Below are 15,879 nucleotides of genomic sequence, written 5' to 3'. Positions count from 1 at the left end.
CAACAGGAACCAGAGGAAGGTGAACATCGTGCTCCTATCCGAGTACGCCGCCGTCGGGGACGGTGTCGGCGTGGTTGATATGGGTCGAATCGCGGGACCAGCGGGTCGCGCTCAGCGAACACCACTGCGTGCCGCCGAGGACCTGGCAGAAGGTGTCCGAGATGACGCCCTGGTAGATCGGCTCGTAGCGGACCGCGAGACGGACATCGACCCAGTACTCCTCCGCGCCGGGTTCGTCTTCCGGTGGCATCTCGGGGAGCACGAACGTCTTGGAGAACGCACCGGACCTCGAGGCGTTCGTGTATCCCAGTAGACCGCTCTGGTGCAGTGCGAGATCCGACACCAGGTGGTGTTCTCCGGCGGTGATCAGCGCACCGGACGAGTCGACGACCTCGATCAGGAATCGCGGAAAGATCGGCGAGTAGGTGTTGTAGAACACCGGCACGCCGTTCGGATTGAGGTAAAAGTTCAGGCCGATGGAGTAGCCGGTGACCGCGAACAACGCGTCCACCCGCCACAGCCCGCCTTTCTTCAACGTGAGGAACCCGGTCTCGGGGCCGTTCCTCGACACCGCAAGCCCTTTCGCTGGTCCGAGTTGGGTATCGAACGGCAGCACACACCACTTCGAGTACGGAATATTCCAGGTGTGGGACATCACCGCGGATCCGTACGCGGAGACCTCGTTGAGCAGATCGATCCGGTGACGCAGCGCCAGTTGCCCGTCCTTGAGCTCAGCAAGGAGCATGCGTTGGCGCTGGCAGGCGGCCTTCCAGATGTCCTGCGCGTTGACGAACGAACCAACGGGCTGTGCCGTCATCTGGGCTTTGGCGTCGTCCTCGGTCTGGGCTTGTGCCGCCGCGAACAACCCGGGGGCGAGTGATCCATCCGGAATCGCACCGTCCGGTGACGTCATGACAACATTCCTCCGTCGGGTGCCTCCGGGATGTCGATGTTGTGGTCGGTGTTGTTGGACCACTTGTTCACCGACAGTGCAGACCAGGTCGTGCCACCGAAGACGCGGCGCTGGGTCGTGGTGCCCTGCCAGGCATGGGCCCGCACCATGTAGGTGTCGTCGGCGGGGATCACGAAGGTCTTCGAGAACGCGACCGTCTCGTGGCCGGCCGGGGTCACGACGATCGCGAACAGCGACTCGGAGTACGAGGTATCGGCGACATGGTTGTACACCTCGAGGTAGATACCGGCCGACCACGGATTGCCCGGCGGGGACTTTTCCCAGCCGATCAGAAAGTCGGTGCGCCACAGTCCCTTCGTGTCGAGACGGATCCCACCCTCGAACGGAGAGGCGCCGACGTTCGGGCCGAGCTGGGTGTCGAACGGCAGAACGACTTTCCGTTGGGACGGAATCAGCCAGTTCTTCGACATGAACGTCATGCAGTACCCGTTGACGCCCTCGAGCAGATCCATTCGTTCGTTCAGGTCGAGTTGCTCGTCGCGGGTTTCCTCGGCGGTGTCGGCGAGTTCGGATTCGAACGCCCAGTAGGACTCCTGGGCTTCCTGGAATCCGCCGAGGGCCCCGCCGGTTGCGCCGGCAAGGGCTTCATCTTCGGTTTGCAGCTGCATCGCCCGGAACAGGCCGGGCAGCAGCGATCCTTCGGGGATTCCGCCGTCAGGTGCGGTCACAGTTCCTCCCTGAGAATGTCGGGGGCCGCCGGCGGGGCGTGCCCCGGGACGTGCTCATCGATCCAACGCAGCAGGACGCGGATGAAGCTGATTGCGGCCCTGCTGATTCGTTGCTCGTGCCGCAGTCGTCTGTCGAGTTCGTCGACGCGCTCGTTGAGTCTGCTGATCTCGGTGCGCAGTGCCGCCATGTCGCGCGAGTTGGCTTCTGCGTAGGCCGCCCAGTCGGCCGTGGTGTTGCTTTCCCGATTCGATCTGCGCATCCACAGGTGCCCGATCCACGCGACGACCGCCGCGAGGATCGGACCACCGAGGCCGATCAGGAACCCTTGGGTTGCCGACATGCACCCCCCTCGGGTGGGTCAGGGAGCGTCACCCTCTCGTAAAGGACCCCTACGCAGAGCGCGAGAATGGCGATCACCAGATACGAGGTCGCTGATATGTATGCCCGTGGGACTCCGAGGACGACCCACGACAGCGCGAAGCTGAGCGCCCAGAGCAGGTTGAAGAAGATTGCGAACGACAGGACTGCCGTTTGGAGGTGGCGGAACAGGACCGCGACGAGAGCGAACACTCCCGTCGCGGTCCATCCGATCGCGTACCCCGACAGCGGGATCGCCTGGTCGACGAACGCCAGCTGCGGGGGTGCCGAATTCGGAGAGTGCGGTCCGAGGTACGACGCTCCTCGGACGATCGAGGACACTCCGAGCGCGGCAAGAGCGATTCTGCGGACCATGTCCTGCCCTTCCGGGTGGTCGGGTCAGTTGGCCGCGCCGCCGGGCGACGGTGCCCCGTCGTCGTAGTCGAGATCGATGGTTTCGGTGGTCTCGGTGGTGAGGCCGCTGTCGACTCCCGTTCCGATTGCTGCGGTAATGCCGTCAGCGGTGATCGGGGTCGGGGTCTTCGCTGCTGCAACGGTGATGCCGAGGACCGCGGCAACGAAGCCACCGATCGACGCCCACTGGGTCTCGGTGAGGATGCCGTACAGCTGCGCAACGCCCTGGACGGCGAGCAACAGCGAGTACAGGGCAGTGCGCACCGTCGACGTCGAATGCAGGATCGCGAATCCGAGGGTGATCACCGCGGCGACGAGCGCGACCCAGGCGGGCACGGCGGCAGCGTCGACGACGCCCCACGAGGCGAGCATCGTCACGGCAGCCGCGGCGATCACGTACAGACGTTCGCGGGCTTCGGCAGGGACGGCGGAACGGATGCGGTCGAGAACAGACATGGTTCAGTCCTCCAGAGGGGTGATGGGCTGCTGGCTGGTATCCCCGGACGCGAAACGGGCCTGCAGGGACTCGACAAGCCGCCTCGTTTCGACGGACTCGCGGTGGGCCTCGAGGGCCCAGAACACGAGCGAGCCGCGACGGTCGTCGCCGTCGACGTGGGAGAGGAACCCGTCGTAGACGACCTCGTTCCAGACGTCGGCGAGACCGGCGCGGCCCCACATCTCGCCGTCCTTGACGTGGACGTACTCACGGCCCGCGTCGGAGATCTGCCGGACCTCGTGCGGCTGACCCCACTGCAGGGCGGCGTGCTGTTCGTAGGTGAGCTCGGGCACGGTTCCTCCGGGGACAGGTGCGGGTGCGGGGGTGGGTGCGCCTTGGCGCATGATCAGCGCCCAGGTCTTCGGGCCGACGGTGCCGTCCGGCAGCAGCGACGGGTCGGTCTTCTGCAGCGCGACGATCGCGGCCTTGGCGTCGATCCAGCGGCCGGTCTGCGGCAGACCGAGCTTGGCCTGGAGGTGTTTGATGCCGTCGATCTGATAGGCCGGTTCACCGGCCTCACCCGAGACGGATTCCTCGGGCCCGGACCGCGGCCCGTAGTACCAGCCGGCGGGCAACGGGAAGTCGTCCGGGTCGGCGACGCCGACACGGGCGGGCAGGTACCAGAAGTCGTGATACAGCGGGTCGTTCCACGCACGGGCGGTGTCGGCCACGACATGACCGGACCGGTTGCGGTACATGCCGCGCGATTCGAAGTTCAGCCCATCGAACGTGCCCGAGGTGTGCGAGTCACGTCCACCGCCGCCGTGCTTGAAGCCGAGCTTGAGCAGCGCGTCGGCCGGCACTTCGGCCTTGCTACGGGCATGGATCAAGCCGAGCGGAGCGGCATCACCGGTCGCGACGGCACCGTAGACATCCGGCCGGTTGCAGTTCTCCGTCGAGCCGTAGCGACGGTTGGCCTTCATGCCCTGGATGTGCGCGGCGACCGCGAAGACGAACCACGAGCAGTCACCGCCGGGGTTGCCGCTGCCGCCGTAGTGGTACGGCAGCCAGTCTTTCGACCAGATGTATTTCCGGGTCGCGTCGACCTGGGCGCGGGAGAAGGTACGCATGTGTATGTCCTCTCCTCGACGAGGTGCCGCAAGGCCTCAGTCGTCGAGTCCGAGATGGTTGATGATGCGGTCAGCGACGCCCTGCCCCACATAGGAGGCGGGCTCGACTTTCATGCCGAAGGAGTCGAGGACGCCGACGAGCTGGTCGATGTCGACCTCGAGACGACGCGCGAGGTCGGACACCTGCAGGTATCCGTCCGGGGCTTCGGCCTTCGGTGTGCCGTCTAGTCCGAACTCCTCGAGGAGGGTCTTTTTGAGGTCGGCCTTGTCGGTTTGCCCGAGCTGGGAGACGAGGTCTTTCATCGTTGCTCGGGGAAGGTCCGGGGTGGACGGGTCCACCCAGCGGCCGGCTGCGGTGAAGCGGTCGGCCGTCATGTGCCGCGGCGCTTGGTATTTGAGCTTCGGTTTGCGTACGGGCCGGATGCCGAGCATCCACTGCCGCCACGACACCATTTCCCAGTACTCGGTGGGCAGTGGCAGCGGCGCGCCCTGGACGCCCGGCATGGCCGTGAACGTCCAGAGCAGCGCCTGCCGTGGATTCGTCAGGTCGCAGTTTTCGCGGGTGGGTAGGCCTTTGCCTTCCCACGCCGGCCACTGGTCGAATGTCTTGCCGCCGATCTTGCCGAGCGTGTCGGTGAAGGTCTTCATCTGCCGGGCCTGCTTGGTTGCAGTGGTCGACGGCTTGGACATGCGAATGTTCTCCTTGTCAGAATCCGACTTGTTGCAGGCTCGAAACGAACGCTTCGATCTGTTCCCATGCGCGGGCGACGGGGTCCTGCAGAGCCCGGTCGTCGCCGAAGGTGAGGGTCCATCCGACGGCCTCTTCGCGAGACCAGGACAGGGACACCTTGGACACGCGGTCCATGTAGATCCGGTACGAGCGGTCGCCGCGGATGGTGTATCCACCGCGTTTGCCGAGCCACAGGTGGCCTTTCTGCCCGACGAGGTACGGTGCCGCGTCGCGCACCGAAAATTCGTGCGCGGCAAACGAACGCGTCGCCCAGAACCCGGCGCGTAGCACCATCAGGGCACTGATGGTGTAGGCCTTGCCGGCACCTTCCTGGAAGTACTCGAAGTATCGAGTCCATCCCGAGTTGTTCGCTCGTGCAGCGCTCCTCGCGACCATCCAGGCGAGCAGCGTGTCTTCGAAGAATGGGCGCAAGATGGCTTCGGCCACCCCGCCGACCGGCGGGGCGCCGGGGATCATCGCGGTGAGATCCCCGATCATCTGCACGGTCGCCGAAATTAGTTCGTTGACAGGATCGTCTGTGCCCCAACCTTATTTAGGCTGGGGCACAGACGACCCCCGGCATCGAGTGTCCTCCCGTGACGATCTGGATTCCCTTGGACGGAGTCTTCCGCAGGCGGTAACTCTGGATCCCGGAATCCTCGGTGTCCTCGTAGATCGCGAACGGAGCCGACGCGTTCGTTTCCTTGTTGCCCGGCTCGTAGTACTCCGGCGGGATCGTCGTGTCCATCACCAGCGACTCGGTCGAGTCGATGAAGTCCTGCGTGAACTGGGTGATGGTGTGGATCAGGCCGTCCCACACGGTGCCGCCGGTCGCGGTACCGGTGTAGCGACCCGAGTTGTCCTCGAACGACACGACCCGCGTGCCGTGACGCAGGTTCGCGCCGGGCCACGGTTCGGGATCGCCCTCGAACCACACCTCGACTTTCGGGGTGATCTCGCCGTCCTGCATCATCGCCTTGGCGACGTCGTGGTAGTTCTTGAACCGCGACGCGCCGATCCCCCACAGGTGGCCGGCCGCCATCGATTCCATGAACGAGATCGGTTTGACGACCATCGACCATGTCGACTGGTCGAGATCGGTGCGCTGGTTCGGGTCCATCGGATCGTTGGGCATCGCCCACGTCGACCCACGCTCGCGTTGGAGCTGCAGGTCGAGCATCACCGACAGCACCCATGGAATCGGACCGGGGAGGATGAACACGCGCGGGAACTGCACGTGTTCGCTGAGCCAGGGGTTGGACCAGACGGAATACCACTTGAGCCGCTCGTAGTCGGACTGGAACACCGCTTTGACGACCTGGTCGCCGGTCTCCTCGTCCAACTCGAGCTCGACGTGATCGAGCAGACCGCCGATCCGGGACTCGGCGTACTCGATCGTGATGTTGACGTTGCGCTTTTCACCACGCAACATCCGCCCGTACTCGTCGAACAGCCACTGCCCGGTCGGATGATCGAACGGATGCTTCAATTCGATCTGTCCGGTGTCGGCCTCGACGAGGTCGGCGCGGCAGGAGTATTCGGCTTCGACGACGTGCTGCAGGCGCATCTCGCCGTCGTGGAGCAGCACCTCCGGGGGAACTTCCCGGACGAGGCGCTCTGCCTCCTCGATCGCCTGGATCGCTGCCAGGCCCTGTTCGATCTGTTCGTCGAGCGAGAGGTCGAAGTCGATTACCGACATAGCCACCTCCTCACTTGGTGCCGTAGGGGTGCTCGTACCGGCGCGGGAGATAGATCTTGACCTTCGCGCCGCCGACCGGTGCGTTCATCACCGACACCGGCAGCGTCTGCTCCTGCGTGCACGGCGGGATCACGTACTTGAACCGCATACCGGGAATCGGCATCCGGCCGAGCAGGTTCGTGTCCGCGGCGTCGCGGATCATGAGCTTTCGCGTCGTGTCGAGGCTGACCCGACCGATGCCTTCGAGCGCACCGATCGTCGGCAGCGGGATCGCACGATTGCGATCGTCACGTCCGGTCGCCTTCGACACACCCGGCCGCCGGTTCCACTTCTTCCCTTCCCACGACACGTCCGGCAGAATCCAGTCGCCGCGGGTGACGACCCACTCCTGTTTCATCGGCTGGTGCGTCGGGTTGCGCACCTTGATCTCGCCCGAGTCGGAGCTTTTGTCGGTGGACCACTCGTAGACCAGGTCCTCTTCTTCCCAGAAGGGTTGGCCGGCGCGCAGCGGGATGATCGGGTTCTCGTAGTTGGCGAGCAGCGGGTCGATGCCGGGATCGAAGTCTTCGTTCTCGTACATCTGGACGTAGAGCCACCGCGTCGTCGACGGGGTGATGACCTCGATCTTCGCTAGGTGCGCGTCGTGGTCCCATTCGTCCTCGCGGTAGCCGAAGGCTTCACGGAATCGCGACGCGATGTCCTGCTGGCTGCCGCGACGTACACCCTGGGATGTGATGTTGAATCCGAGGGCGAGGTCGCGCCAGTCGTGCCACTTGCCCTTCATGACGCCGCCGTCCGAGCGGGCCCCGGCCGCCCATGCGGTGCGGACCGGGGCCGAGAACAGCCCTTGGACTTGGTCTTTGCCCAGAGTGACACCCTGGGCACCGGCGCCGGGGCCGTGGACGCACCAGAAGGAATCGTCTTGGCCGTGGATGTTGATGGTCATGCCACGAGGCAGTGACATCGACGTCACACCATCCTCCCTCCATAACGCATCATCTGGCGCCGCTGGGCATCGGTGGCGGACCGGATCATCCGGGACTCGTTCGCGAACGTCGGTTGCACGATCTGGATCGAGAAGTCGTACGACGTCGGCGCTGCCGGTTCGAGCGAGTCGAGATTGGCGATCTGCGCGATGTTGTCGAACTCGGCCGGCGTGAACACCGGCTCAGGATCACGCCCGAGGTTGATTCCGATATCACCCGGATTGAGCCAGCCACCCGAGTCGTAGACCTTCGGCCCCTTCCGCAGAAGATCCTCGATCCACTTCGGAGTGCCCGTGCCAGGCAGCTTCCCCGCGAAGTCCTGCAGGCCGTCATAGCCGAGCAGCCCCGCGAGCGGATGCGCATGCGCACCCTCACCATCCGCGGCGTCGCCCTGACGGGACCCGATGATCTCGGGCTTCTTCTCCTTCGACTTCTTCTTGGACTTACCGTCCTTCGCCGAGCCGAGTTCGTACTTCGGCCACGGAATATCCAGCCACCGCGACTCGATACCGAAGATCTCGAGCGCAGAGTCGAACATGATGCCGGCGACCTGCGCGCCGTACGACGCGACACGGTCACGCAGCGTCTCGGTCGTCCACCCGTCCTTGCCGGTGCCCTTGTCCTTCTCCTCGCGTTCCTCGATCCGTTCGATCGTGGTGTCGAGATTGTTCCGGGCCTCGAAAACTGCGAGGTCGGCCTTCTCCTTGTCGATCGTCGTCGAGTCCGGATCGGAATAGACCTTGTCACGCGCGAGCTGAGCGTCGAGGATGGCGATCTCGGCGCGGCGGACAGCGAGGCTGTCCTCGTCCATCTCACCTTCGAGCTCGGGGGCCGGCGTGACGATCATCGCGGCGCCACCCTCACCGTCCCGCTTCTTCTCGAGCTCCCGAACTTTCAATTCGGCCTGCGCCACCTTGATGTCGGCCTGCTGCCGGTCCGCGTCGGACTTCTTCTCGTTGGCATACGCCTTGTCACGAGCTTCCATCGCCTGCAGCACGGCAACCCGAGCCGACTCGAGGGCGAGCTCATCCTTCTCGGTCCACTCCGATGGCGGTTCCATTCCCATCGGCGTGGAACCGGTCGGCTCACCGACCTCCTGCGAGACAGCCCAATGCACGTGGTCCTGATGCTCGGCCATCGTGCCGGACCCATAGAACCCGACGCCATCCCCGACAAACCCTTGCCCCTGACCGATATTCCGATTGAACGGCGAATGGATCAGCTGCAGCGTGATACCGGCATAGTTGTCGGCGATCCACGCTGCGAGAGCCCGCATCTCCGGAGTGGAGGGCATCCCCGCCCCGGTGTTCGAGAAGTCCGCGGCCTGGTTCTTCGAGTGGTATCCGTTGTCCGTGAACCGCAACCCCGACGTGAACTCCATGCCAGGGAAGCGACGCTGGACGGCACGGACCATCGACTGGACGATCGGGCCGCCGTCTGCGAATGCGGGGAGCATCGACAGACGCGGATCATCACGGTTGATCGCAGCCAGGAGCCCGTTGTACTTCTCCGAGCTGCGCGAGTTGACGATCCATTCGCCGCCGTCGACCCAGGCCACCGGCGTTCCCGCTCTGGTCGCGGCGAGGATTCCGTCGGTTCGGTCCGTCCCCGGCCCGGTCGTCGGGAGTCGAGCACCAGTCGCATGCATCGGCACCGCAAGCGGGCCGACGAAACCAGGGTTCGCTGCGCGCGCAGCCGCGTAGGTCTCGGTGAACCGGATCTGCACGTCGTGCGTCTTCGGCAGCTCGGCGATCGTTCGCTCGACGAGGCCGGCGTCCGCAAGGAACTTCTGCAGATCCTTGAGGTACACCTCAGGATCTGCGGTCTTCTCCGACAGATCGGCAAGTTCCTTGAGCGACACCTCCTTGCCCTCTTGCAACTTCGTGATGACCAGGTCCGCTTCAGCCTCCGCGACCTGGTCGTGCAACAGCGCGATCACATCGTCGACGGTGTCGGCCTTCGCATCGAACATCGTCGTGTCCAGGTCGACGCCGGGGATTACCTCGACGTCCTCGAGCCCTTCAAGTCCCGCGATGAACTCGTCGAGCTTCGTGTTCGCCTCGACATCGTCGATATCGATCTTGACCTGTCCGTTGCCGATGTCCTCGACCTCGAACCCGTACTCGCGAAGTTTGTCGATCGCACTCTCGAGGCCATCGGTGTTGAGAACCAACGGTTTGTCCGGGACCTGATCGATATAGGTGCCGATCGCCGCCAGCTGCGACTCGGTGTCCTCCGCACCCTGAATCCGCACGGCCAGTTCGAAGACCTCAGGAAGATAGGATTCGAGTTCTGCGAGCCGCATGATCTCGTCGATCGACAACCCCGTCGACGTGGCGAGTCTCTGGAACAACTCGTCGTTCTGTGCCAGCCTGGCGTCCAAGTCGCCACCAGATGCGACAACATCGGCGGTCGCATCACGGATTTCCAGGAAGGTGTCACGGAGCTTCGCTCCGTTCGTAGTGGCCGTATCGACGCCGTTCTCGCCGATGAGTTCCTGTGCCCAACCCTTCGATTTGTCCCAGACATCAGCGGTCGCCTCCGAGACATCCCGTACCATCTCGTTGTATTCCTGCATCGCGTCGTTCAGATCAGGCGTGCCGCCTGCGAGGATGTCGAGAGTGCGCTTGAGAGCGCTCGACTTGTCGTCGGCTGTGGATGCTGTATCCGCAAGGGTCGCGAAGTGGTCGGACAACTCCATGATTCCCGGGGACAGTCTCTTCGCTGCTTCACGTTGATCGAGGACCGTGCGACGAAGACCTTCCAGGTGACTGATCGTGTCCTCGGAAACCTCTCCAGTGGCGCGCAGACTGCCGATGAACGAGTTCCAGGAACCTTGACCACCGGCGATAGCACGCGCAACTTCGGAAGTGCCGATTCCGAGATCGTTGAGCGCGGCCAGTGTCCGCTGCGCTTGTTCAGCAACGCGAACCTGTTCGTCGTACTCCTCGGTGCCCGTCCACCACTCCCCTTGGAAGGGCGCTGCAATATCCTTGCCAGCTGCAGTGAACGCATCCCAGAATCCCGGACCGGACTCTGCGAGAGACTCGATTTCCTGTATCAGCAACTCGGCCTGCGTCGAGACCTCAGAGAACACGCTGTCGTCGATCTTCCCGGCAGAATCATTGAATGCCTCCGCCATCCGACGTTGCGCCTCTGCAACGTCATCGGATGCGCTTCTGCTGATCTCGGCCTGCCGGTCCCAGTTCTTCGCAGAGGTGACCAACTGGGGAATCGCAATCAGGGCGGCGGTGACACCAAGCGTTGCAAGCCCACCCATTGCAGCGATTGCATTCGACGCGCCTTGACGAATCGAACCGAACGCGGCCGACGCATTCACACCCGCCACCTTCACGGTCTGGGAGAACGCCGACATCTGGGGGTTGGCTTGCCTGGCCCACGCGTACGAGTCCCGCACCGCTCCACCGAAGTTCGCGACTCCGGCACGTGCACCAGACACGGCGGACGTGACCGACGCGATGCCCGCCGCAACTGGACGCATCAGAGCGGGGACCGTCCGGAACGCCGCGAACGCCAACATGAGCCCTGTCACGGCCCACTGGTTGTCCTCCATCAGCGACGCCACCAGCTGCAGCGCCGGCACCAGAGCGGAATCGAGGATGGGGGCAACTGCCTCAAGTGTCGACAGCAAGATTTGCCACGTCGACACGCCTGTAGCCGCGGTCGCCGCAAGCAACGACTCCCCGATCTGCCGCACCGATGGCCACAGGACCTCCGCCGTCGACATCAGATCCGAGAACACAGACTGCAGGCGTTCCACCGAGTCCGTCGCGAGATCATTGTCACGAAGCGCCGAGAATGCCTCGGCGAGTTTCGGCCCCCATTCTTCGAACACCTTGGCGTCGAGCGCCTGTGCAAGGGGCTTCACCTGATTGGTCAGGTCGTCGATTCCCTCGATGCCGGACCCGAGCCAGCCCGTCAGCCGACCGAAGGTCGGCTCGAGAGCTGCGGCACCGAGACGGCCCATCGCGGCCATGGTGTTCGCCCACTGCGAGGACACGGTCGTCGCCGCGGTCGCCGCGCCGCCGATGTTGTTCTCGATCGCGCGCCGGTAGGTTTCGGCGTCGACTTTGCCCTCGGACACCATGTCCGACAGGGCCTCCTGAGTGACCCCGAGTTCCTTCGCGAGGTACTGGTAGATCGGGATGCCACGCTGCGCGAGCTGGTTGAGCTGCAGCGTGTAGACCTTGCCCTTGGTGGTGGCCTGATTGAACAACAGGCCGATCTCTTCCAGGGGCGCACCGGCGACGGTCGCGGTGTCCGCGATCAACGACAGGTACTTGGTCAATTCCTTGCCGGGCTCGATACCGGCCGCCACAGCCGATGCAGAGATCGTGGCGGCTTCACCGAGTCCGTACGAGGTTCCCTTCACCGAAGCGAGGGCAGACTCCATGATCTTCGCGGTCGACTGCGAAGTATGACCGAGCGCTGTCAGCTTGCCTTGCGCGTCGTCGATGGCGTAGAGCCGCTGCCAGCCCTTATTCAGCGCGGTGCCGATCCCGGCGACCGCGGCGGTGGTGGCTGCTGCGGTCGCGCCGATCGCGCCAGCCTTGAGTGTCTTCCCGAGCGCGGACGACATCCGATCGCCCATGTCGCGGCCCGCGCGGTCGGCGGCCGCGCCTGATGCCCGTAGCGTCCGATCGATCTCCCGCGACATGCCCTTGGTATCCACGACCAGGGACACATATGCCGTGGCTAGTTCCATGCCGGCCATAAGCCACCTCCTGCCGCCCGAGCCCGGGCACGCGAAAGCCCCCGTCGCGAGACAAGAATGGGGGCTTCACGGTTCGATGTTCAGTTTCATACGGTGGGATCGAGATTTGCGTGCTGTCGTCACCACACACGCCCAATAAGCTCGCCCCCTACTACCTGATAGGGCATGCAAAACGTACAATTCCCCCATTCATTCAATGGAGGGCTCAGATATGCGACCTAAAACGTTTGTCGGCCTCATCGGCATGATCGTGCTGTTCGTGGGTATTGGCACCCAATCGACGGCGGCGATCATCATCGCGCTCGTAATAATGGCCGCAGCATGGCTAGTGACGTGGCCGGGTGACGACAAGGCCATCGCTGAACGCCGGGAAAGAAATGACGCTCGCATCCGTAAGGTCGCTCGCATCATCCGACGCTAGATCGGTCATCGTACTCGTCACGCGATCCAGCGGTACGTCTTCCCTGCGACGATCTTCTCGATACTCGTGACGCTGGAGCCGAATCCCGCGGCGAGTTGTTCCGCATTGAGACCGGCTCGAGCCATCTTTCGGATCGCGCGTACCTCCGCCGCTCGGAGTCGGCCGCGGCGGGCCGGCCGAGTGGGTTCGGGTAGCTCGACCGGGTCCGCGACAGCGACGGCGGCCTGCGTGTACTGGGCGCGCCGGCGTGCGAGTTCGGCACGAATGTCGGTTGCCGGCACCGAGACCACGTCGGTGTCCTTGACGACACGTGTGTTCGCCTTCTTCCCGTCGATGCCGGGTCGTGGCAGTGGCTTCGGTTTCGGCGTGTTCTTGTTGCCGGCGCGTTGCCAGTTGCCGCCTTGGATGCCGTCGAAGATCCCGGCGAGGAGGTACTCGATGAGGTTCCACTGCCACGAATCCGGGTGTCGCAGACGCATCAGCGCCGAATCAGATTTCAGCCACCGGAACACGCACAGCAGGTCCCAGTACGACAGTTTCCACGTCCCGAGATCTACGAGGTTCAGTCCCCGGTCGAGCAGGTCGGCCTGGATGGCCCCCGCCGTCTCCGGGTCGGCTAGGAGGCGTCGGAGGCCGAGGATTCCCCCTCCGACACCTTCGATGCCTCGACCCACATCGAGTGGATGCCGTGCTCGACGACGACGTCCTTCTCGATATCGTTGCCGTCCTTGTCCTTCTCACCGGTCTTCTCGGTCCGGAAGGTTCCGAGCAGCTGCGGACGGGTGAGCTTCGCAGCGGATATCGCAGCGGCGACCTTCGGGTCGACCCGCCGGATCAGTTCCTTCACGAAGCCGTACGAACCACGATTGCCGGGATGCTCGAGCAGTTCGACAGCTGGCCCTGGCAAGTACTGCAGGAACGGCAGCCGATACGTCGGTCCGTCTTCCTCGATCTGGAAGGTGAAGTAGTTGTCGGGGTTCTCGGCGCCGGACTTGGGAACGATGAACGGCGAAGCGGAAGTAGCGGACATAGGGACACGCCTTTCTTCAGATCGTGGTGTGGGAGCGCCGAGCCCGCCCGGTGAGAGGCGGCGCGTCCCAACGGTGAACCTTCACCGGGCGGGAACAGGAAGACACCCACCGAGGTGGTGCCTTGCGGGGCTCACGCGTAGGTGAGCGTGGCGGCGGTCGAGGGGCCGGCCGCGTTGGAGACGACTACCAGCACGGTTCCGGATCCGGCGGGAACGTCGAGGACGATCCAGTTCGCGGACAGCACCGTGTATTCGACCGCGTCTCCGTCGACGGTTACACCGGTGACACCGGCGAAGCCGAAGCCGCGGACCGCGACCAACCCACCGTCCGAGTCGACCGTGGCCGGGTCGAACGAGTCGATGACCGGAACAGCGGCTGCGGAACCGAGAGCCGGGGAGCGGTATTCGCGAACGAAGCGGGCGTTCTTCTCGAACACCTCGATGGTGATCGGGTATTCGACCGTGTCGGTGTGCACCAGCGAGTGGTCCCCGACCGTGGTGATCTGCCCTTCGGCGACGACGAGGCGCTTGAGCCGGTTCTCGTTGTCGAGGGTGTCGGCGATCCACACGCACCGGGGCAGCACCTGCTTGGTGGAATCGACAACCGTGGGGAACCCGTCCAAGTCGAAGATGACGTTGTCGTCACCGAAGATCGACTTGAGAACGGAACCGTTGTAGTCGTCGAGCAGGGTGGTCTGCAGCGTCTCGGTGTAGTCGTTCTGCAGGATCGCCACGGTGTGCCCACCGAAGGCCTTCTTCTTTTGGGTGTCTCGGCTGATGGACCGGGCGATGCCGGATTCGCCGAGGTCACCGAGGTCCTCGTACAACGGCGAGACCGATGCCAGATCGGTGACGGCGTCGGTGGGCAGCGAAGTGCCGATGGGTGCGCGGAACAGTGTTCCGGTGGATCGGGGGGCGGCAACAGAAATGTCGGCCATGATGGGGTGCCCCTTTCGAAGGCAAGTGTGGGACGCGCCTGGGGAAAGGGAATGGAGCAGGTGGTTCTATCTCGCGGCGATGCCGAGAGTGCCGGTGATCTGCCACCGGGATTGCGTGGTCACGTCCGGGTCGTCGAAGTGGGCGCAGCCAGCTTCTTCCCAGCCGAGCAGACGCACACCGTCGACGGAACTGAACCGGTGTGCTTTGAGCAGTGCGCGCACACGGTCAGCGAGTTGTTCAGCGGCAGGCTCGTCCGGTGCCCAGCACTCGAAGATCAGCACGGGCCGGTCGGTGACCTTGTTGGCCATGACACCGCCAGCGCGGTCGACGCGCACGATCGACGGCGGCCGCGTCTTCGGCATCCTTGTTGTGACAGGGACCGGAGCAAGCAGCGGCGTAAGTAGCTTCACAACAGTGGTGAGAGCCGGGGCCGGAGTAATCAGCTCAACCACGGCCGGCCTCAAGAGCGCGGATCAGAACGTTCCGCTTCGCGTTCGACCGCTTCGCCTGTCGAGTCACGGCCGCAACGGAGGTTCGCCACCGGCCCTGGGGGCGGGCCGCGCCCTGTCGAGATGACATCTCGTACCCGGCGGAGGTTCCGCCGGCTGCACGCAGGACCGCGGCTGCTCGGCGTTCGAGGTCGGCGCGCACACCGGGGGCGGCGCGGAGATCCTTGTAGCCCTTGATGTGGTGCTGGATGCGTACGTTCGCCATCAGAACCTCCGAGTGTAGTTCTGCATCCTCTGCTGTTCGCGTGCCCGAGCCTTCTGGAACACGCCCGGGGTGAACGCGCCGGCAGTAACGAATCGGATGTCGTCGGGGTCGGGGTCGTGGAGAGCGGCGGCAATCCGTTGGAGCGCGGAGGTGTCCGCGGTGACGTCACAGAGCACTTCCCCGTTGGCGGCAGGTTTATCGGAAACCGTCATCGTGACAGGAATGTCCACGGTTCCGATTTCGGCGCCACCGTCGGGCAGTTCAGCATCACCGACCACTGCGATGATCCGGACAGGAATTCCGTTCGGCATGACAGCCATGTCAGCCCTCCACTCGTCGTAGTTGCAGCGACACCATCCCCGGGATGAAGAAGGGGTTGTTGTTCGGATCGCTGTCCTCACCGATGACCTCGTACTGCTTTCCGTCGATCCGGACACGGTCGTGCGCTTGGGCGTTCATCGACTGCGGCGCATACAGCAACAGTTCGACGATGACCCTGTCGTGTCCGGCGACGACCGGCTCGGTGGACTTCGGTGGCTCCCACCCGAAGACACGAACCTCGACCGGCGGCGCCCATCCCTCGATGGGGTTGTTGTGGGCGTCGACGTCCGCGGACTCGCGGTACACCTCATGCAAGACCGGAATC

The 15,879-nt window shown here is 64.3% G+C and carries 18 protein-coding genes and 1 pseudogene; 1 reads left to right on the top strand and 18 read right to left on the bottom strand.

All coding sequences use genetic code 11. The annotated features are described in order from the left end of the window. Nucleotides 1–34: 34 nt before the first annotated feature. The 11 genes and pseudogenes from C6Y44_RS04265 to C6Y44_RS04215 form a co-directional block, all read right to left on the bottom strand. Nucleotides 35–913 (bottom strand): hypothetical protein, encoded by an 879-nt coding sequence (locus C6Y44_RS04265; RefSeq protein ID WP_192378691.1) that lies wholly within the window; start codon nucleotides 911–913, stop codon nucleotides 35–37. Beyond that, complete coding sequence (locus tag C6Y44_RS04260) at nucleotides 910–1,641, bottom strand: hypothetical protein (RefSeq protein WP_192378690.1); 732 nt, start codon at nucleotides 1,639–1,641, stop codon at nucleotides 910–912. Before C6Y44_RS04260 ends, C6Y44_RS04265 begins: the two co-directional genes overlap by 4 nt. After that, on the bottom strand, nucleotides 1,638–1,982 hold the full coding sequence (locus C6Y44_RS04255) for a hypothetical protein (protein WP_192378689.1): 345 nt from the start codon (nucleotides 1,980–1,982) through the stop codon (nucleotides 1,638–1,640). The genes C6Y44_RS04260 and C6Y44_RS04255 overlap by 4 nt, the downstream gene beginning before the upstream one ends. Beyond that, nucleotides 1,958–2,374: a hypothetical protein gene (locus tag C6Y44_RS04250; protein ID WP_192378688.1), complete on the bottom strand. Its 417-nt coding sequence runs from the start codon at nucleotides 2,372–2,374 to the stop codon at nucleotides 1,958–1,960. The genes C6Y44_RS04255 and C6Y44_RS04250 overlap by 25 nt, the downstream gene beginning before the upstream one ends. Before the next feature lie 24 nt (nucleotides 2,375–2,398). Further along, nucleotides 2,399–2,869, bottom strand: coding sequence for a phage holin (locus C6Y44_RS04245; protein ID WP_192378687.1), 471 nt, complete (start codon nucleotides 2,867–2,869; stop codon nucleotides 2,399–2,401). A 3-nt stretch (nucleotides 2,870–2,872) separates the two neighbouring features. Continuing rightward, the gene (locus tag C6Y44_RS04240) at nucleotides 2,873–3,979 is read right to left on the bottom strand and encodes a hypothetical protein (RefSeq protein ID WP_192378686.1); all 1,107 of its coding nucleotides are present in this window, start codon (nucleotides 3,977–3,979) and stop codon (nucleotides 2,873–2,875) included. A gap of 36 nt (nucleotides 3,980–4,015) precedes the next feature. Beyond that, the gene (locus C6Y44_RS04235; protein ID WP_192378685.1) at nucleotides 4,016–4,669 is read right to left on the bottom strand and encodes a phage gene 29 protein family protein; all 654 of its coding nucleotides are present in this window, start codon (nucleotides 4,667–4,669) and stop codon (nucleotides 4,016–4,018) included. A 16-nt stretch (nucleotides 4,670–4,685) separates the two neighbouring features. After that, nucleotides 4,686–5,240, bottom strand: a pseudogene (locus C6Y44_RS04230) (Gp37-like protein); the annotation flags it as partial. 22 nt (nucleotides 5,241–5,262) lie between these two features. Next, the gene (locus C6Y44_RS04225; protein WP_192378683.1) at nucleotides 5,263–6,408 is read right to left on the bottom strand and encodes a Gp37-like protein; all 1,146 of its coding nucleotides are present in this window, start codon (nucleotides 6,406–6,408) and stop codon (nucleotides 5,263–5,265) included. Nucleotides 6,409–6,418: 10 nt separating this feature from the next. Beyond that, the gene (locus tag C6Y44_RS04220) at nucleotides 6,419–7,372 is read right to left on the bottom strand and encodes a hypothetical protein (RefSeq protein WP_192378682.1); all 954 of its coding nucleotides are present in this window, start codon (nucleotides 7,370–7,372) and stop codon (nucleotides 6,419–6,421) included. Between the two features lie 5 nt (nucleotides 7,373–7,377). Beyond that, nucleotides 7,378–12,120 (bottom strand): tape measure protein, encoded by a 4,743-nt coding sequence (locus C6Y44_RS04215; RefSeq protein WP_192378681.1) that lies wholly within the window; start codon nucleotides 12,118–12,120, stop codon nucleotides 7,378–7,380. A gap of 253 nt (nucleotides 12,121–12,373) precedes the next feature. Between C6Y44_RS04215 and C6Y44_RS04210 the strand changes: the two genes are divergently transcribed. After that, nucleotides 12,374–12,550 carry a hypothetical protein gene (locus C6Y44_RS04210; RefSeq protein ID WP_192378680.1) on the top strand — a complete coding sequence of 59 codons (177 nt, stop codon included), beginning with the start codon at nucleotides 12,374–12,376 and terminating at the stop codon, nucleotides 12,548–12,550. 17 nt (nucleotides 12,551–12,567) lie between these two features. Here the strand turns inward: C6Y44_RS04210 and C6Y44_RS04205 are convergent, their stop codons facing one another. From C6Y44_RS04205 to C6Y44_RS04175, 7 genes are all read right to left on the bottom strand, one after another. Then, nucleotides 12,568–13,224: a hypothetical protein gene (locus tag C6Y44_RS04205; RefSeq protein WP_192378679.1), complete on the bottom strand. Its 657-nt coding sequence runs from the start codon at nucleotides 13,222–13,224 to the stop codon at nucleotides 12,568–12,570. Then, on the bottom strand, nucleotides 13,167–13,580 hold the full coding sequence (locus C6Y44_RS04200; RefSeq protein WP_192378678.1) for a hypothetical protein: 414 nt from the start codon (nucleotides 13,578–13,580) through the stop codon (nucleotides 13,167–13,169). Before C6Y44_RS04200 ends, C6Y44_RS04205 begins: the two co-directional genes overlap by 58 nt. A 131-nt stretch (nucleotides 13,581–13,711) precedes the next feature. Further along, the gene (locus C6Y44_RS04195; protein ID WP_192378677.1) at nucleotides 13,712–14,518 is read right to left on the bottom strand and encodes an IPT/TIG domain-containing protein; all 807 of its coding nucleotides are present in this window, start codon (nucleotides 14,516–14,518) and stop codon (nucleotides 13,712–13,714) included. A gap of 66 nt (nucleotides 14,519–14,584) precedes the next feature. Beyond that, complete coding sequence (locus tag C6Y44_RS04190) at nucleotides 14,585–14,881, bottom strand: hypothetical protein (RefSeq protein ID WP_192378676.1); 297 nt, start codon at nucleotides 14,879–14,881, stop codon at nucleotides 14,585–14,587. An 82-nt stretch (nucleotides 14,882–14,963) separates the two neighbouring features. Beyond that, nucleotides 14,964–15,233 (bottom strand): hypothetical protein, encoded by a 270-nt coding sequence (locus C6Y44_RS04185; protein ID WP_192378675.1) that lies wholly within the window; start codon nucleotides 15,231–15,233, stop codon nucleotides 14,964–14,966. After that, complete coding sequence (locus tag C6Y44_RS04180) at nucleotides 15,233–15,553, bottom strand: hypothetical protein (protein WP_192378674.1); 321 nt, start codon at nucleotides 15,551–15,553, stop codon at nucleotides 15,233–15,235. The genes C6Y44_RS04185 and C6Y44_RS04180 overlap by 1 nt, the downstream gene beginning before the upstream one ends. 1 nt (nucleotide 15,554) lies before the next feature. Continuing rightward, nucleotides 15,555–15,869 (bottom strand): hypothetical protein, encoded by a 315-nt coding sequence (locus C6Y44_RS04175; RefSeq protein ID WP_192378673.1) that lies wholly within the window; start codon nucleotides 15,867–15,869, stop codon nucleotides 15,555–15,557. Nucleotides 15,870–15,879 lie beyond the last annotated feature (10 nt).

Source organism: Rhodococcus rhodochrous (assembly GCF_014854695.1).
GTDB lineage: Bacteria > Actinomycetota > Actinomycetes > Mycobacteriales > Mycobacteriaceae > Rhodococcus.
Note: the sequence above shows the minus strand (reverse complement) of the source record. Positions and strands in the feature narration are given on the sequence as shown.